This window comes from Paenibacillus marchantiophytorum (genome assembly GCF_014640555.1).
GTDB classification, from domain to species: domain Bacteria; phylum Bacillota; class Bacilli; order Paenibacillales; family NBRC-103111; genus Paenibacillus_E; species Paenibacillus_E marchantiophytorum.
Map to the genome: position 1 here is coordinate 92,690 of NZ_BMHE01000002.1, position 15,190 is coordinate 107,879.

A 15,190-nucleotide genomic window follows, 5' to 3' on the forward strand; every position below is an offset into this window, starting at 1 on the left:
GCAATAAGGGTCTTCAGGAGCTCTTATATGCACGAAAATTGCTCCTTTTTCACGAATAGAAGTCTTTGGAGACTCTTATCTGGCGGGAAAAACGAGCCGCACTTCCAAGTTGGTAATAACAGCACAAGGAGCAGCCAAGTGGATCTAACTACTTTTGGTATGTTCCTTTTTTTTGTATCTTTTTGACAAATAGTAGCTTTATAATGAGGGTAATGATCATATTACGGATATAGGTGATTCATGCCCTCGTTATTTTCAAATTTGTTTAATCGTTTCCAACTTCGTGTGTTTCTGTACTTGCTGATGGTGATGCTAGTGCCTTTTTTACTTATGATTTATGTCTTGAATCATCAATTTTCTACCTTTAATGAAAACGCATTCAAGAAGACTGTGGATCAAAAGCATGATCAAATGCTAAAGGACATGACGCAGGAGCTTCGCTTTACGGCAGAAAGCACGCACCGCAGCGCCATTGATTTCGGAGTTATCCGCTATGCGAAGCTTGCGAACTCAGCGCTTAATGCTAAGGAAGTCACTGAGCTGACCGACTATGCGAATAGCTTGCTATCTCATCAATTGGAGCAAAACCATTATGCCGAACAGGTCTGTTTAACGCTCTATGCGACAAATCGAACACTTTGTGCTCAAAGTTCAGAAGGAAAAGAAGCGCTGGCGACGGTTGTCCAACGTCAAGGTCCCTATCAACGTTTTGAGCCGCTGGGAACAGGGAGCAGTAAGTTTAACGGATATATGCTGACTTATACGGAGCAAGTCCTCGATAAACCTGGTGTGCAGGAGCTTGGGAAAGTAACGCTTTGGTTCAATATGAGCAAGCTGTGGCAAGAATTGTTGGTGCAAACGCCAGTTCAGGCCTATGTCTTGTTGGATCAACAACAGCGAGTCATATACCGCAATGTGGGGAACACCGGGGAAGAAATTCTTCGGGGGAGACAGCGCGAGACGGACAATTGGAGTGCCAAGCAGCTAGCCATTCATTCGTTGAAACAGGTTGATTTGCTGGAAGGGAGCAAGTGGGAATCTGTTTACGAAGCCCCGATCCCTTCGCAGCTCATGCCCTATTATCACACATGGATTACGGGCGTAGTTGCGTTCCTGATATTGATATGTTTCAGCAGTTCGCTTCTTTTCAGCACCTATGTAACGAAGCCTTTGCAAATGCTGAAATGGCTGATGAACCGGGCTGAACGTGGTGATTTGAGAGCCTACTGGACAGCCAAAAGCTCAAGTGAATGGACGCAATTGGGTCAAAGCTACAATCAGATGCTGAATCGCTTGGAAGATTTGATTAAACAGGTGAAACGGGAAGAATCTCTGAAAAAAGAAGCGGAGATAGAAGCTCTGCATTATCAGTTGAACCCGCATTTTCTCTATAATACGCTGAATACGATTAAATGGGTGGCGAAGATTCATAAAACGCCGCAGATTTCCGAAGTCGTCAGCGCACTGGTTCGCTTGCTGCAAGCAAGCTTAGGTAAAAAAGGTGAGTTTATTACACTTCGTGAAGAAATTAGCCTGATGCAGGATTATATGGAAATACAGAAATTTCGTTATGGCGACCGAATTCAGGTTGTTACGGATGTGAATGAGTTAACGCGCAATTGTTTGGTTCCAAGGATGCTGCTGCAGCCGCTCGTGGAGAATGCGATTATTCATGGTATTGAACCGGCGAAGCGGGAAGGCATCATTACGATTCGGACTTGGTTGGATCGTGACCTCCTATTTTGCCAAGTCGAAGATAATGGGATTGGGATGCAAGTGGAAGAAGGAGGCTCTGGTTGGGGAGTTATCAGCTCCCAAGAGGAGGCTTCAACGGGCAAGATGCTGAGGGAACGCATGAGCGGCGTAGGGATTACACATATTCGCGAGAAAATTAAGCTCTACTATGGGCCGCAGTTCAAAATGCATATAGGCAGCAAGCCGGGAGAGGGAACTACGATACGCATGTCGCTTCCGATCCATCAAGACGAGGAGTGAGAATAAGATGAATGTGCTTGTTGTCGATGACGAACCGATCATTCGTCTTGGTTTGCGAACGCTGGTGGATTGGGAGGCGAATGGATTCACTTATGCCGGTGATGCTGAGGATGGTTTGGAAGCTTGTGAGCTTCTCGAGCGATTAGACATCGATATTGTCATTACAGACTTGATCATGCCGCGAATGGATGGATTGGCTTTCATTCGTAAGATCAAAGACAGAGCCAAACCGATTAGTACGGTCGTACTGAGCTGTATGGACGATTTTACGTATGTCAAAGAGGCGATGAAGCTCGGGGCCAAGGACTACATTCTGAAGCCGACGATGGAGCCTGAATCCCTGCTTGAGATTCTCACGAGTGTTCGGCTGGAGCTGGAGCAGCACCGGCGGGAGCTGAGCGACAGGCAGGAGAGACAGCAGGCGCTGGAGTCAAGCAAGCTGATGCAGCTTTCTTCTCGGCTGCACCAGTTTGTGCAGACCGGACAAGGCGGCGAGCCTGCGCTCGAGGCCGCCTTGTTCGGAACCAGCAGCCTGGTCAGTCTGCTGCTGCATACCGGGTCCAGCGCGGCTGACGCCGACTGGCGCTGGACCGGCTGCCTGGCGGCGCTGCCGCTGGCCGCCGGCAGTGTGCTGCTGCTCGTGCCAGCAGCAGCGGAAGTGCCTGACGACGCCGACAGCGTCGTCCAAGCGGCTGCCGCGGCGCTGGAGCGCGCCGCGATCGTCCGGCTGCCGCAGGCGCCGGACTGGTTCATCGGAGCCGGCGTCGTCCTTCGCCGGCTCGCGCAAGTGAAGCCCGCCGCGGCGCAGCACGCGCGGCAGCTCCAAGAGCGATTCTACAGCGCGAGCTGGAATCGCATCGTGCAACCTGTGCCGGAGTCCACGATCCGGCACAACCCTGCGCTGCCGTATGACATCCGCAGCGATCTATTGCGCTGTATCGCGCACGATAACAGCGAAGGGTATGTGCATCAAGCGGAAGCACTCTGCCGCAGATTGAAGGAGCAGCGCCCGGAGAAGGATAAAGTGGTTTCCTTTATCCAGGAGCTGCTTGCGCTTGCAGCCGGTTACGCGCGCGAGCGCGGCCACGCTGAGATCGAACGTTATGAAGAAACATTCGTATATAGTCAAGCACTCCAAGCCTGCAGCCGATTCGAACAAGTAAGGGAGCTGCTGCTGCAGGCGATGAGCCGTCTGATGGAGAATCGATCGCCTTTGGCAAGTGAGCCAAGATTACGCTCGCATAACACGTTTATCCGCAAAGTATTGACGTATATGATGGATAATTATGCTTCCCCGATCAGCACTTCAGATATGGCCGATCACGTCCGCCTAAGCCGAAGCTACTTGAGTGATTTATACAGCAAAGAGACGGGGGAATCACTCAGTGAAACGTTGACCCGGATCCGTATGGAAGAAGCCAAACGCAGGCTGCGCACAGGGGAAATGAAAATCTATGAAGTCGCGGATGCGGTCGGCTTTCCCGATGCCAAAACATTTGCCAAAACGTTTAAACGAATCGTCGGTTGTTCGCCCAAAGAATTCGAAAAACCTATATAGCTATCTAACAAATAGACACCATATCCAACATGGACTGTCTATTTTTTTGTAAAAAAAAGGGTTACAGTTAGATGGTTACACCAATAGGCTGATGAACGAGGTGCTGACTTTGAAAGCGATGGAAGAGCAAGTGCCGATGGTGCAAGCCATTGGGGTTACGCGTGTTTTTGGCAAAGGAACGGGTGCCGTGCATGCCTTGCGAGGAGCTCATTTAAGCATCCCCAGGGGCAGACTTGTCGCTTTGCGGGGGAGATCCGGATCGGGGAAAACAACGCTTCTCAACATATTGGGAGCCTTAGACCACCCTTCAGAAGGAGCTGTTTATTTGGAAGGGATGGAAATCAGCAGTTTATCGGAGTCCAAGCGGAATGAAGTCAGACGGAAGCAGATCGGGCTGATTTTTCAATCCTTTGCTTTGGTTCCCTATATGTCTGCCTACGAAAATGTAGAATTTGGCTTGCGCATATCAGGGGTTCATCCCAATCAATATCGGGCGCTTGCTGAGGAAGCGTTGGATTTCGTTGGTTTGAAACCCCGAATGAAACATCGCCCCTACGAGCTCTCAGGGGGAGAGCAGCAGCGGGTAGCGATTGCCAGGGCTATTGCGCATAAACCGAAGCTGATTTTGGCAGATGAGCCCACAGCGGAGCTGGACAGCCGGATGGGTCTACAGGTGCTTAAATTGTTCAAGGATTTGGTACAGGAGGGCATGACGATTATTATGACTACCCATGACCTTGCGATTATGGAAATCGTAGATGAAGTGTATGCATTGGAGGATGGGACCATTGTCGATGAAGGTTAATAAAGTGATTTCAGGGCTTGTCTTACTGACAGGTATTGTAAGTATACTTGCGGGATGTTCCTTGCTGCCAGTAGAGGAGGAGGCGTTGAAGCCGCCTTTGGTTAAGCCGGTCAAAGAGAACTTTGAACTCTATGAGGTGAAGAAAAGTACGATTGTCAAAAAAGCCAGCTTAGTCGGCACCTTCAAATCCAGACAAACAACGAACTATTTTTTCAAAGAGTCTGGTCATCGGATTGCTGCCATGCGGGTTAAACTTGGCGATGCCATTCAACCTGGCGATGCTCTGGTCGAACTGGAAAAAGGAGATTTGGAGACGCGGATTGCTTTGCAACGATTAAATTTGGAGAAAGCGCAGATTGCGAGCGCGCAGATTCAACAGACGGAACCGGACAGAGCTTATGATATTCGGCTAAAAAAGATCGATGTGGAAGCAGCGCAGCTGCAATTGAATGCGCTTCAAGATCAATTGGAGAAGACGAAATTAATCGCCTCGTCAGCCGGTATCGTGACTTATATGACTGATGCGCAGCAGGGGAGTTTGGTCGATGCTTTCAGCACGCTCGTGATCCTCTCCGACCCAAGCAAGCTGCAATTAGCTTATGAATCATCGGACAGCGGATCACTTACAGGGATTGAAGTCGGAATGAATGTGGACGTCAAAATCGGCTCCGATGAGAAAATGATTCAAGGCAAAGTCTTGCAAACGCCTTCAAGTGCGCCGCTTACAGACAATAAGGCAGCAGCAGAGAGGAATGCCAAGACGCTTATCGTCAGTGTTCCTGAAGGAACGGAAGGGGTTAAGTTTGGCAACTCCGGCGACATGACCATTGTGCTTGAGAAGCGCGAGAATGTGATCGTTATTCCCCGCACAGGCCTTCGCAGTTATTTGGGACGGGATTACGTGCAAGTGCTAGATGGCGAAAGCCGCAAGGAAATCGATGTGGAAAAAGGTCTTGTGACGCCGACAGAGATTGAAATTCGCACAGGCCTCAAAGAAGGTCAGAATGTTATTTTGAATAACTAACACTCTCTAGGAGGATTGCCATGGCTTTATTTCTGATGATTCTCCGCAAAATGGTCAAGAACCGTTGGCTGGAGCTAAGTCTCTTGATTGGACTCATTTTTTCGGTCGCGCTCGCGAGTTCCATGCCGATTTATACGCACGCTATTTTGCAGCGCATGTTGATTAAGGACCTGGAAGTTCTCCAGACCGATTCCAACCAGTTCCCGAGCCAATTGTATGCCTACGGGTATTTAACAAGTCCTCCTGAGAAAGAAGAGGGAGATAACCGATTATTGACGGAGATGGATGCTTTTCTGGCTGAGCAGAGCAAGCAATTTGGATTGCCCATTAGGCTTTCCTCACAGACAAGAAGCACATTGACATTCGAGTTAACACCAAGTGATCCGAGTAAAATAGATCCCAAGGTAAAGCGTGCAGCAGAGCTCACGGCCATGTCTGATTTGGAAAAACATATCCGCATTGTGGATGGTGTCGCGCCTGCATCTGAGCCCGTTAATGGTGTTTATGAGGCTTGGGTATTCCCTGAGCTTTTGAACCAATTGAAAATTGTGCTCGGCAATGAATTTACGATCGTCAATAAAGATTTGAAACAGACAATCCGCATCAAGCCAGTTGCCGTGATTGATCGCTCGGATTATGCGGATTTGTATTGGACGAATCATTTGAATGATTTGCCCACGAAATTTTTCATCCCATATTCCTTGTTTGAGAAAGATTTCATAACGACCCATACGTTCAAGAATTTATTTGCCTACTGGAACTATGTACTGGATTATCATCAATTGAAATTGGAAGGTTTAGACACCTATATCCAGACGAATGAACGAATAGAAAACGTTCTAAACAGTCATTTCAGCTCCTACACACTCAAGAATCCGGCTATTGCGACGTTGAAATTGTATGGGGAGAAAGAGAAAAAACTGAGGACTATGCTGTGGTCGCTGAATGTGCCTGTGAGTATCTTATTGGCTTTCTACTTATTCATGGTGGCTAATCTTATTACGGATCGACAGAAAACGGAGATTGCCGTCCTGCGCAGCAGAGGCGCTAGCCGTATTCAAATTTTAATTGGCTATGTGGTGGAAGGGATGCTGTTAGGGGGTATTGCTCTGCTGGTTGGCCCCTTTCTCGGACTTCAATTAACCCAAATTTTAGGAGCCTCCAACGGTTTTCTGGAATTTGTCCAACGTGCCTCCATGGAAGTTAAATTGAATAAAGAAGCCTATCAGTACGCAGTTTTTGCTGTCATTGCCTCGGTCTGCATGACGCTTGTGCCCGCTGTATTAGCCACTCGTGCGACAATTGTCGGCCATAAACAAACACTGGCAAGGAAGAACAAGCTCTCTTTTGTGCATAAAACGTTTCTAGATGTCATTGTTTTGGCCGTATCCCTCTATTTATTGCAGAGCTTCCATCGTCGAATGAGTGATTTGGTAGCGCTTGGCCTGGATTCCATGGATATGAAAGTAGATCCGCTGTTGTTCCTTGTTCCGGCCTTATTCATTTTTGCTATGGGATTGTTCCTGCTGCGCGTCTATCCGTGGGTCATTCAGTTGATTTACCTGATTGGTCGAAAATGGTGGCCGCCTTATCTCTATTCAACATTGCTGCAGGTGGGCAGATCGACAACGCAATATCAATTCATAATGCTGTTCATCATCATGACGCTGGCAACAGGTTTATTCAGTGCCAGTGCAGCCCGCACCATGAATAAGAATGTGGAAGAGAAAATTCGCTACAAAAATGGGGCCGATATTGTGCTCCAATCCCGCTGGGAGAATGATGCTCCGCCACCGCAATCTGGGTCGTCAAGCGGCTTCGAAGCATCGGAGAAATCAACGCAGCCGCTGGTCAAGAAGCGGGTTCAATTTACCGAGCCGCCGTTTCTGCCATTTACCCAATTGGCTGGTGTTGAAGCTGCAGCGCGGGTATTTACGAAGAAAGACGCTTTCTTATCGCTGGGTAAAGTGTCGGACAAAACGGTAATTATGGGCATAGATACGGACGATTTTGGTCGTACGGCTTGGATGCGCGATCAGCTGCTGGATCACCATATCAATGAATATTTGAACCTGCTGGCAACCAATTCGAAGGCGGTGCTCATTTCCAAGTCGATTGCTGATGAAATGGGCGCAAAGGTGGGGGATGTGGTGCGAATCGCTTGGGACGGGATGGAGGGCGCAACTTGTATCGTCTATGGCATCATTGATTACTGGCCGAGTTGGAATCCCAATCCCATTATGACGGCAGGGTCGAGTGCGGGAAACAGCACGGCTTCCAGTTCGAGCAAGCAAGTCAAAGCGAACGCTCCTAAGCTGGTCATCGGCCACCTCGCCTACATTCAAAATAACATGGCTGTAGAGCCCTATGATGTGTGGATCAAGCTGAAACCGGAGACGACAAGCCTAGCTTTATATGACGATTTGGCGCTCAAGCATATTCCTATAGTGAATCTAGTGGATACCAAACAAGGGCTCGTTCGTTCCAAAAAAGATCCATTTCAGTTGGCTGTCAATGGGGTGATGACGCTCGGCTTTTTAATTGCAATAGGGATCAGTTTTATCGGCTTTCTGTTGTATTGGGTGCTTTCCTTGGCAGGACGCATTTTGCAGTTTGGGGTCCTTCGGGCAATGGGCATTTCGTTCGGCCAACTCATTGGCATGCTGATGACGGAACAGCTTCTGACCTCAGGCGCTGCGGTCTTCATTGGGATGATAACTGGCACCACGGCAAGCCGCTTATATGTGCCCTTGTTCCAGTTGACCTTTGACTCGTCGAGTCAAGTGCCGCCTTTCCAAGTGAGCTTTGATCCGAATGATCAATGGCATTTATATGTCATCGTCTTGGTGATGATCGGCATAGGGCTGCTGCTGCTTGGGACGATGTTGTCCCGAATCAAGATTCATCAAGCTGTTAAGCTTGGGGAGGATTAAAGATGATTCACTGCGAGAATTTAGTTAAAATATACAAGGCTGCGGACATTGAAGTTGTTGCTCTGCAAGGGCTTGACCTCCATATCGAGGAGGGGGAACTGATGGCGATTATCGGCAACAGCGGCAGCGGCAAATCGACGCTTCTCAATATGCTGGGGGGCCTTGATCGGCCTTCAGCAGGCAATCTGCATGTGGATGGAAAAGATTTATTGAAATTCAAGGAATCCGATCTGGTGGTCTACAAAAGAGAAACCGTTGGCTTCGTCTGGCAAAATAATGCACGAAATCTGATCCCGTATTTAACCGCATTGGAAAATGTGGAATTGCCAATTTTGCTGCAGGGTAGGCGCAAACGCCACCGAGCTATGGATTTGCTGGATGCCGTTGGGCTTGGCCACCGAAGGAATAATAGGCTGAATCAGCTTTCGGGCGGCGAACAGCAGCGCGTCGCTATTGCCATTGCGCTTGCTAATCAGCCAAGGCTGCTGCTTGCTGATGAACCGACGGGCTCCGTGGATACGAAGATGGCGAATCAAATTTTGGATCTCTTCCGGGAATTGAACCGCAGCTTCGGTTTGACGGTGGTCATCGTTACGCACGATCCGCTCCTGGCGAAGAAGGTGGACCGGGTCGTGGCGATCCGTGACGGCAAAACGTCTTCCGAAATGCTGCGGCGTAAAACGTACCAAGAAGAATTGCTCGAAATGGAGATGGGCATCTTCGCCGCCGAAGAGGAATCGCATGTGGAATATGCGGTGGTCGATAAAACGGGCAGGCTGCAAATTCCGGCCAATTTCCTAGAATCCATCGGGGCTTCCGGCACGAACAAAGTGCGTGTTGCTGTGGAGGATGGGCGAATTGTGCTGCTGCCTCCTGAGAAATTGCGATAACACAACGATCCCTTCCAGCATGGTGGGAGGCCCACAGCGCAAATGTACCGTCTTCTCTCTATATCTTTACCAACCTCGCGTGTAAGGGACAGGAGGCTTGAGCTCAGTATGCAATCGACTAGCGGCCGTCCGCACCCAATAAGGCTCTCGCAGCAGCACACGACCGAGGAAGATGAGGTCTGCTCTACCGCTTTGCAAAATTTCTTCCGCTTGCTCGGGCTCGGTGATGAAACCGACAGCTCCAGTGGGAATATTCGCTTTGGTTCGGATTTCTTCGGCGAAGGGTACTTGATAACCAGGGTACGTCTTGGGAACCACGGGGAATGTACCGCCGGAGCTGGCATCGATGAGGTCGACTCCGAGTTCTTTCAGCTTCCCGGCAAAATATACATGATCTTCCGGCGTAAGTCCGCCGTCCACGTATTCATGTGCTGAGATTCGTACGAATAATGGTCCGTCCCAGCGTTGTTTGACTGCGATAACCACTTCTTGCAAGAAGCGGAAACGCCCGTCTCGATCTCCGCCGTATTCATCGTTTCTAAGGTTAATGAGCGGTGACAGGAATTCGTTGATCAAATAGCCATGCGCGCCATGGATCTCTATGACATCAAAGCCTGCTTGTTTGGCTCGGTGGGCTGCATCCGCGAAAGCTGTAATCGTTTCTTGAATCTGTTGAAGCGTAGCTTCATCCGGTGTTTTGAAAGTCTCCGAGAAAGGAATCGCAGAAGGTGCGATGATCGGTGTTTCGAGTACGGCTTTTCGGCCTGCGTGGGCAAGTTGAATACCGATATGCGAGCCTTGACCGTGAACCGAATCAACAACTCGCTGCAATCCTTCGATATGGTCGTCGTGCCAAATTCCGAGATCCTGTGGAGAGATGCGGCCTTGTGCGGTGACAGCGGTGGCTTCCACAATAATAAGCCCCACTTGGCCGACCGCCCGTGTCGCATAATGGATATGATGCCAATCTTTCACTTCGCCCGTATCGTCAGACGCATACATGCACATGGGCGACATGACAATGCGATTTTTGAACGTAACCTGCTTAATGGTATAAGAATCGAACAGCATGAGAGCACTTCCTATCTAAAATGATGTAGAAATAGAGGTCAATGTGATATATTGACTAGGACTAGATTTTTCCATTAAAATAATTGTATACTATTCCAGTAGGAATTATCAAGTATGGAGAAACTAAACCCACTATCTTATTATTTATCCTAGGAGGCATGTTCAATGTCAGGTTCAGAACGCCAGTACTTACCGGAAACACTCGCGATTCATGCAGGTCAAGTGGTTGATCCAACAACTAATTCCAGGGCTGTCCCGATTTATCAAACGACATCCTATGTGTTCAATGACACGGACCATGCGGCAAATTTATTTGCCCTCAAAGAATTCGGCAATATTTATACGCGTATTATGAATCCTACGACAGACGTATTTGAGAAGCGTATCGCTGCACTCGAAGGTGCGCCTGCTGCGCTTGCTGTTGCTTCCGGTCAAGCTGCGATTACGTTTTCCATCTTGAACATTGCTGAAGTTGGCGATGAGATCGTTGCGGCTTCTTCTTTGTACGGCGGTACTTATAACTTATTCTCCAATACATTGCCTAAGCTGGGCATTACGGTGAAATTCGTGGATCCAAGCAATCCGGAAAATTTCCGTGCGGCGATTACTGATAAAACGAAAGCAATTTATGCAGAGTCCATCGGCAACCCCAAAGGGGATATTCTTGATATCAAAGCGGTTGCAGCGATTGCCCACGAAAACGCCATTCCTTTAATCATTGACAACACGTTCCCAAGTCCTTATTTACTAAAACCGATTGAGCATGGCGCGGATATTGTTGTACATTCTGCAACGAAATTCATTGGCGGTCATGGCACGACAATTGGCGGCGTCATCGTGGACGCAGGTAAATTTGATTGGGCTGCAAGCGGCAAATTCCCTGGTTTGACGAAGCCGGATCCAAGCTATAATGGCGTTGTTTATACAGACGCAGTAGGTCCTATTGCTTACATTATCAAAGCGCGCGTACAATTGCTTCGTGATTTGGGTGCATCTTTGTCTCCGCAAAGCGCATTCTTGTTGCTGCAAGGTTTGGAAACATTGCACCTTCGTATGGAGCGTCACAGCTCGAATGCGCTCAAAGTTGCTCAGTATCTCGAAGCTCATGAGAATGTGGAGTGGGTTAGCTATGCAGGACTAGAAAGTCATCCGTCCTATAAGCTTGCTCAGGAGTACTTGCCCAAAGGTCAAGGAGCTATTCTTAGCTTCGGGATCAAAGGCGGCGTTGAAGCAGGCAAGAAGCTGATTCATTCCGTGGAACTATTCTCCCATCTTGCGAATGTCGGGGATTCCAAGTCTCTGATTATTCATCCTGCCAGCACAACGCATTCCCAGTTGAATGAACAGGAACAAGCGTCTGCCGGAGTTTCACCAGGACTTATTCGTTTGTCTGTTGGAACAGAAGCGATTGAAGATATTATTTATGATCTGGGGCAAGCGATTGCGGCAAGCCAAGCGTAAACTTGTAACCACTCATCATTACGCATAAAATATATGAAGGCTGCGATTTAGGCGCAAAACCTAATTCGCAGTCTTTTTGCTTTTTTTAAATCAGGGATTTTCGCATTGGATGCAACTTTTGACCCTGAGTTAAAGTCTATTTTATGAGAAATTTGTTGAACGTTGAGGAGGCTCTTTTTCAAATGAACACTAAAATGACCTATTCGCTGACTTTATTTGTGGCGTTATCCATAGTAACAGGCTGCAGCAGCAAGTCGGAATCGACGCCAACGCTTAGTCCGGCAACCAGTCCAACCACACAGGCAACCGCTACATCAACGGCAAGCAGTCCAAGTCCATCAGCAACGACAGCCGCATCTGCAACACCCAAAACAACACCCAAAGCGACAGCTGGTGCAGTCGCTTCGCCAATTGCTTCGCCTGCGCCCTCCAAGAACGGGGACATTCAAGTCGTTGCCAAGCCGGAGAGTGTAACGGTGCTGGTCAATAAGATGAACTCGCTGCCCTCCAGCTATGAGCCGACGGATTTGGTCTACCCGGATATTCCTTTTATTTTCGCAGAGAAAATAGAAAAGCGGAAAATGCGCAGTACCGCAGCTAAAGCGATTGAGAAGCTTGTGGCAGGTGCCGAGAAAGATGGCATCCATTTGGCTGGTGTGTCTGCTTATCGGTCTTATGCAACGCAGAAGTCGGTCTTTCAGCGTTATGTCCTGAAAGATGGCGAAGAGAAAGCCAAAACTTACAGCGCGGTTCCAGGAACAAGCGAGCATGAAACGGGACTGGCTATTGATGTCACAGGCAGCGATGGCAAATGTGCGGCTGAAGATTGCTTTGGCGGAACCAAGGAAGCGAACTGGCTGGAGAAGCACGCGGCGGAGTATGGATTTATTATCCGTTATCCCAAGGGCAAGTCAGCCATTACAGGCTATCAATATGAGCCCTGGCACATTCGCTATGTGGGCGTAGATGTTTCTAAGGACATTGAGGCCAAGAAGGTGACGATGGAAGAATACTATAATGCAGTGCCTGTTTCGAAATAGAGTCTGTATGTCGCTATTTTGCACCCTGATTTGTCGTTAATTCGAAATTTATCAAGCTGCTTTGTCATGTTACAATATTCCCAAGTCACTTATTTGGAGGGTAACATGATAAAAGTAGCAATGTTAAGTTTTTGGCACGTACACGCAGGGGATTATGCTAAACAAGTTACCGAGCATGCCGATACGGAAATCGTCGCTATTTGGGATGAGTTGCCGGCTAGAGGACAGCAAGAAGCTGAGAAACGCGGCGTTGCTTTCTATGCGGATTTAGCTGAATTACTGGCCAATCCAGAGATCGATGGTGTTGTCGTGGATACGCCTACAAATCTGCATCGCGAGGTTATCGTTGCTGCTGCGAAGGCGGGTAAACATATATTCACAGAGAAAGTGATTGCGCCTACCGTCCAGGAGGTCAATGAAATTTTGGCTGCTGTGGATGAAGCGGGTGTCACCTTAACGGTTTCGCTGCCTCGTTTGAACGCTGCAACTACACTTGCTATTCAAGAAGTTGTGGAGAAAGAATTGCTCGGTACACTTACATTAGTTCGTACACGCTTGTCGCACAATGGCGGGATTTCGACGAATGCGAATCCGCAAGGCTGGCTGCCTGAGCATTTCTACAATGCCGAGCAATGCGGCGGCGGAGCGCTGATTGATCTTGGTTGTCATCCGATGTATTTGACACGATTGCTGCTTGGTTTGCCTGAAGCTGTAAGCGCTTCTTATGGGTATGTAACAGGCCGAGAAGTGGAAGATAACGCGGTTGCAACACTGCAATATGCAAGCGGTGCTTTGGGGATAGTAGAAGCAGGATTTGTTAACGCTTTTTCACCATTTGTAATTGAAGTTCACGGAACCGACGGCAGCCTGCTGTACTCCGAACATGACGGGAAAATTTGGCTGCGTACCAATAAGCTCGAAGAAGCAAGCCAGCAATGGACGGCATATGAGAACTGGCCGCAGGCCCAAGTCTCGGCTTTTGACCAATGGGTAGACCATATTCAAAAGGGGACCAAAGCTACAACCAATATTCAGCTTGCTGCTGATTTAACGAAATTAATGGAGGCTGCGAACCAATCTGTTGCAACCAAACAGCAGGTTCGCCTTGATTCCTTAACCCAGTAGCAACTGCCCAACAGGAAGGATGGTCACGGATGAGTCAGCCCTTTTATTTTGAACCCATGCTCGAAAATCCGATGGCTTTGGATCGTTTGGATTTAAGCTTTCGGTGGGGCTCCTATGGTCTTCGAGTTTTGCGCTGCCACTTGACATCCTTTTCTGCGGGTACAATTATCGATTTCCACCAGCATTCCGAATACGAAATTCACTATATCCCTTACGGCAAAGGCAGCGTGATTCTGGATGACGTTACACATGCCTTGCAGGAGGGCATGCTGTACGTGACAGGCCCTGGCGTCATTCATCGTCAAGAAGCCGATAAGGGCGAGGAGATGGGCGAACTCTGCCTGCATGTGGATATTGTTAAGTTGACGGATGATAATGATCAGGGATCGCGTTCAGATGTCTGGGGAGAAGCTTGGGAAATTGCTGAAGCCGATGCCTGTATCAAGCAGCTCAGCGAGCTGCCCCATATTCCCGCGCTTGACCGTCAGGAAGCGATGAAATGCTTTCTGGTTGCCTATGAAGCCTTGCGCAGTAATCAGCTAGGACAATACACCATAATTAAGCAATCCATTGTACAAATGCTGCTAAGGACAGTAGGTGCTTATAAAGCGGATCCGCACGGATTGAATCTGCCTGCCCGTGATATGAAAAGCTATCGTTATCAACTGGCTGTTCAGTTTATAGAGGATAACTATCACCGACCGTTAACGTTGGAAGGCGTTGCCGACCGGGTGCAAATCAGCTCAAGGCAGCTTCAGCGGATCTTCAAGGAGCAGGCAAACCTCTCGTTCAGCGAGTACTTAGAACAAGTACGTTTGAAACATGTCTGCAATGAGCTGCTCCAAACGTCGCTAACGCTTGAAAAGATAGCCGAGAGCAATGGCTTCGCCTCCAGCAATTATCTGCACTACGTGTTCAAAAAAGCGCATGGCGTAACCCCGAACCGTTATCGGGATCAAGGATTGCACCAGAGATAAGAGAAGGCAGTTCCCCGTAGGATTTTACGAGGGGGCTGCCTTTTTTGACAATTTTATGGGCGTCCACCGCAGACTTCTTTGCTTTGGAGGTTTTCGGTCTCCAAGTGCATCTAATGAACTGTATGATGCTTATAGACGAGAAAATGGCTACTTTGGAGATTTAATGAACGGAGTTGGCGTTATCCGGCACTTTATTGGCTGAATGGTGATCATTTGGTTGTAATAGAGCTTCTGGGATTCATTAGATTTTCAGAATGAGCGATTTTGGCCAAATAAAGGGTGTTGAATTCGTAAGGAGGCTTGCTAAGGTT

11 protein-coding genes are annotated in these 15,190 nt (G+C 48.5%); 10 read left to right on the forward strand and 1 reads right to left on the reverse strand.

All coding sequences use genetic code 11. The annotated features are described in order from the left end of the window. Positions 1–240: 240 nt before the first annotated feature. The 6 genes from IEY34_RS02790 to IEY34_RS02815 all read left to right on the forward strand — a co-directional run bounded on the left by IEY34_RS02790 (position 241) and on the right by IEY34_RS02815 (position 9,205). Positions 241–1,995: a sensor histidine kinase gene (locus IEY34_RS02790; protein WP_189007255.1), complete on the forward strand. Its 1,755-nt coding sequence runs from the start codon at positions 241–243 to the stop codon at positions 1,993–1,995. A 7-nt stretch (positions 1,996–2,002) separates the two neighbouring features. Beyond that, positions 2,003–3,553, forward strand: a complete 1,551-nt coding sequence (locus IEY34_RS02795) for a response regulator (RefSeq protein ID WP_189007257.1) — start codon at positions 2,003–2,005, stop codon at positions 3,551–3,553. A 118-nt stretch (positions 3,554–3,671) separates the two neighbouring features. After that, a complete protein-coding gene (locus IEY34_RS02800; RefSeq protein ID WP_229757455.1) occupies positions 3,672–4,358 on the forward strand; it encodes an ABC transporter ATP-binding protein in 687 nt (228 codons plus the stop codon). Continuing rightward, positions 4,348–5,382 carry an efflux RND transporter periplasmic adaptor subunit gene (locus IEY34_RS02805; RefSeq protein WP_189007949.1) on the forward strand — a complete coding sequence of 345 codons (1,035 nt, stop codon included), beginning with the start codon at positions 4,348–4,350 and terminating at the stop codon, positions 5,380–5,382. Before IEY34_RS02800 ends, IEY34_RS02805 begins: the two co-directional genes overlap by 11 nt. 20 nt (positions 5,383–5,402) lie before the next feature. Then, complete coding sequence (locus tag IEY34_RS02810; protein WP_189007262.1) at positions 5,403–8,315, forward strand: ABC transporter permease; 2,913 nt, start codon at positions 5,403–5,405, stop codon at positions 8,313–8,315. Between the two features lie 2 nt (positions 8,316–8,317). Then, positions 8,318–9,205: an ABC transporter ATP-binding protein gene (locus tag IEY34_RS02815; RefSeq protein WP_189007265.1), complete on the forward strand. Its 888-nt coding sequence runs from the start codon at positions 8,318–8,320 to the stop codon at positions 9,203–9,205. A 66-nt stretch (positions 9,206–9,271) separates the two neighbouring features. Here the strand turns inward: IEY34_RS02815 and namA are convergent, their stop codons facing one another. Next, on the reverse strand, positions 9,272–10,276 hold the full coding sequence (gene namA / locus IEY34_RS02820) for an NADPH dehydrogenase NamA (protein WP_189007268.1): 1,005 nt from the start codon (positions 10,274–10,276) through the stop codon (positions 9,272–9,274). 165 nt (positions 10,277–10,441) lie between these two features. Between namA and IEY34_RS02825 the strand changes: the two genes are divergently transcribed. From IEY34_RS02825 to IEY34_RS02840, 4 genes are all read left to right on the forward strand, one after another. Beyond that, complete coding sequence (locus IEY34_RS02825; protein WP_189007272.1) at positions 10,442–11,737, forward strand: homocysteine synthase; 1,296 nt, start codon at positions 10,442–10,444, stop codon at positions 11,735–11,737. Between the two features lie 182 nt (positions 11,738–11,919). After that, the gene (locus IEY34_RS02830) at positions 11,920–12,777 is read left to right on the forward strand and encodes a M15 family metallopeptidase (RefSeq protein WP_189007275.1); all 858 of its coding nucleotides are present in this window, start codon (positions 11,920–11,922) and stop codon (positions 12,775–12,777) included. 105 nt (positions 12,778–12,882) lie between these two features. After that, the gene (locus IEY34_RS02835) at positions 12,883–13,902 is read left to right on the forward strand and encodes a Gfo/Idh/MocA family protein (protein ID WP_189007278.1); all 1,020 of its coding nucleotides are present in this window, start codon (positions 12,883–12,885) and stop codon (positions 13,900–13,902) included. Positions 13,903–13,931: 29 nt separating this feature from the next. Continuing rightward, a complete protein-coding gene (locus IEY34_RS02840; RefSeq protein ID WP_189007283.1) occupies positions 13,932–14,879 on the forward strand; it encodes a helix-turn-helix domain-containing protein in 948 nt (315 codons plus the stop codon). Positions 14,880–15,190: the final 311 nt, after the last annotated feature.

What these genes read in the sequence shown, in the direction of transcription:
- IEY34_RS02795 (WP_189007257.1), top strand. Translation starts at nt 2,003, where the DNA reads ATGAATGTGCTTGTTGTCGATGACGAACCGATCATTCGTCTTGGTTTG.
- IEY34_RS02840 (WP_189007283.1), top strand. Translation starts at nt 13,932, where the DNA reads ATGAGTCAGCCCTTTTATTTTGAACCCATGCTCGAAAATCCGATGGCT.
- IEY34_RS02810 (WP_189007262.1), top strand. Translation starts at nt 5,403, where the DNA reads ATGGCTTTATTTCTGATGATTCTCCGCAAAATGGTCAAGAACCGTTGG.
- IEY34_RS02835 (WP_189007278.1), top strand. Translation starts at nt 12,883, where the DNA reads ATGATAAAAGTAGCAATGTTAAGTTTTTGGCACGTACACGCAGGGGAT.
- namA (WP_189007268.1), bottom strand. Translation starts at nt 10,276, where the DNA reads ATGCTGTTCGATTCTTATACCATTAAGCAGGTTACGTTCAAAAATCGC.
- IEY34_RS02805 (WP_189007949.1), top strand. Translation starts at nt 4,348, where the DNA reads ATGAAGGTTAATAAAGTGATTTCAGGGCTTGTCTTACTGACAGGTATT.
- IEY34_RS02830 (WP_189007275.1), top strand. Translation starts at nt 11,920, where the DNA reads ATGAACACTAAAATGACCTATTCGCTGACTTTATTTGTGGCGTTATCC.
- IEY34_RS02825 (WP_189007272.1), top strand. Translation starts at nt 10,442, where the DNA reads ATGTCAGGTTCAGAACGCCAGTACTTACCGGAAACACTCGCGATTCAT.
- IEY34_RS02800 (WP_229757455.1), top strand. Translation starts at nt 3,672, where the DNA reads ATGGAAGAGCAAGTGCCGATGGTGCAAGCCATTGGGGTTACGCGTGTT.
- IEY34_RS02815 (WP_189007265.1), top strand. Translation starts at nt 8,318, where the DNA reads ATGATTCACTGCGAGAATTTAGTTAAAATATACAAGGCTGCGGACATT.
- IEY34_RS02790 (WP_189007255.1), top strand. Translation starts at nt 241, where the DNA reads ATGCCCTCGTTATTTTCAAATTTGTTTAATCGTTTCCAACTTCGTGTG.